Genomic DNA, 1,837 nt, shown 5'->3' with positions numbered 1-1,837 from the left:
CGTCCACACGTGGGATCTCGCCCGCGCCGTCGGCGCCGACGACCGGCTCGACTCTGCGCTGGTCGAAGCGGTGTGGGCCGAGATCGAACCCCAACGCGACATGCTCGCCGCCAGTGGGCTGTTCGCCGCACCCGTACCGATCTCCGACGACGCCCCCGTACAGGACCGCCTGATCGCCCTGACCGGTCGCGATCCCCGAGCGCAAGGACCCCGATGAGCGATCAGCCCGACCTCAAACCGCGCAGCCGCGACGTCACCGACGGCATGGAGAAGACCGCCTCGCGCGGCATGCTCCGTGCCGTCGGCATGGGGGACGACGACTGGCAGAAACCTCAGATCGGTGTCGCCTCGTCGTGGAACGAGATCACACCCTGCAACCTGTCGCTGGATCGGCTCGCCAAGGCCGTCAAGGACGGGGTGCACGCGGGTGGTGGCTATCCACTCGAATTCGGCACCATCTCGGTGTCCGACGGCATTTCCATGGGTCACGAGGGCATGCATTTCTCCCTCGTCTCCCGCGAAGTGATCGCCGACAGCGTCGAAACCGTGATGCAGGCCGAGCGCCTCGACGGTTCAGTGCTGCTCGCCGGCTGCGACAAGTCGCTGCCGGGGATGCTCATGGCTGCCGCGCGGCTCGACCTGGCCTCGGTCTTCCTGTACGCGGGAACGATCCTGCCGGGCATCGCGAAACTCTCCGACGGCACCGAGCGCGACGTGACGATCATCGACGCGTTCGAGGCCGTCGGGGCGTGTGCACGCGGCCTGATGTCCGAGGGCGATCTCGACGCGATCGAGCGCGCCATCTGCCCCGGAGAGGGGGCGTGCGGCGGCATGTACACCGCGAACACCATGGCGAGCGCGGCCGAAGCGCTGGGCATGTCGCTGCCCGGTAGCGCGTCCCCGCCCGCCACCGACCGGCGGCGCGACGGTTACGCCCGCCGCAGCGGCCAAGCCGTCGTCGAGATGCTGCGGCTCGGCCTCACCGCGTCGGACATCCTCACCAAGGAAGCTTTCGAGAACGCGATCGCCGTGGTCATGGCGTTCGGCGGCTCCACCAACGCCGTCCTGCACCTCCTCGCCATCGCCCACGAAGCCGACGTCGACCTCACCCTCGACGATTTCGTCCGTGTCGGGGCGCGTGTCCCCCATCTTGCCGACGTCAAACCGTTCGGCCGGCACGTGATGAAAGATGTCGACCACATCGGCGGCGTGCCGGTCATCATGAAAGCGCTGCTCGATGCGGGTCTGCTGCACGGCGACTGCATGACGGTCACCGGGAAGACCGTCGCGGAAAATCTCGCCGGCATCGCCCCGCCCGACCCGGACGGCAAGGTGCTCCGCGCGCTGAACGATCCCATCCACCCCACCGGCGGCATCACGATCCTGCGGGGCAGCCTCGCTCCCGGCGGCGCAGTGGTGAAGTCCGCGGGATTCGACGAATCCGTATTCGAGGGCACCGCGCGGGTCTTCGAGCGCGAACGCGCCGCGATGGATGCGCTCGAGGACGGCACCATCACCGCCGGCGACGTTGTCGTCATCCGTTACGAAGGCCCCAAGGGTGGGCCGGGCATGCGGGAAATGCTTGCCATCACCGGCGCCATCAAGGGCGCCGGGCTGGGCAAGGACGTCCTGTTGCTCACCGACGGACGGTTCTCCGGCGGCACCACGGGCCTGTGTGTCGGGCACGTCGCGCCCGAAGCCGTCGACGGCGGCCCGATCGCATTCGTCCGCGACGGCGACCGCATTCGCCTCGACGTCGCGAACGGCGTGCTCGACGTGCTGGTCGACGACGCCGAGATGACGACGCGGGGGCCCGGCGGGGGGCCCCGGCCGCCGC

Annotated in this window: 1 protein-coding gene and 1 pseudogene; both read left to right on the top strand. The window is 69.4% G+C overall.

The genetic code is table 11. The features are described from left to right. Positions 1–217 (top strand): annotated as a pseudogene (locus Q8814_RS25980) (TIGR03086 family metal-binding protein); the annotation flags it as partial. Beyond that, positions 214–1,837, top strand: a 1,624-nt coding sequence (gene ilvD, locus Q8814_RS25975) for a dihydroxy-acid dehydratase (protein WP_330154806.1), incomplete at its 3' end; no start/stop codon positions are given. The pseudogene Q8814_RS25980 and the gene ilvD, both read left to right, overlap by 4 nt.

The sequence above is a fragment of the Rhodococcus chondri genome (genome assembly GCF_036327435.1).
In the GTDB taxonomy this organism is placed as follows: domain Bacteria; phylum Actinomycetota; class Actinomycetes; order Mycobacteriales; family Mycobacteriaceae; genus Rhodococcus; species Rhodococcus chondri.
This window is presented reverse-complemented; position numbering and strand designations above follow the sequence as displayed.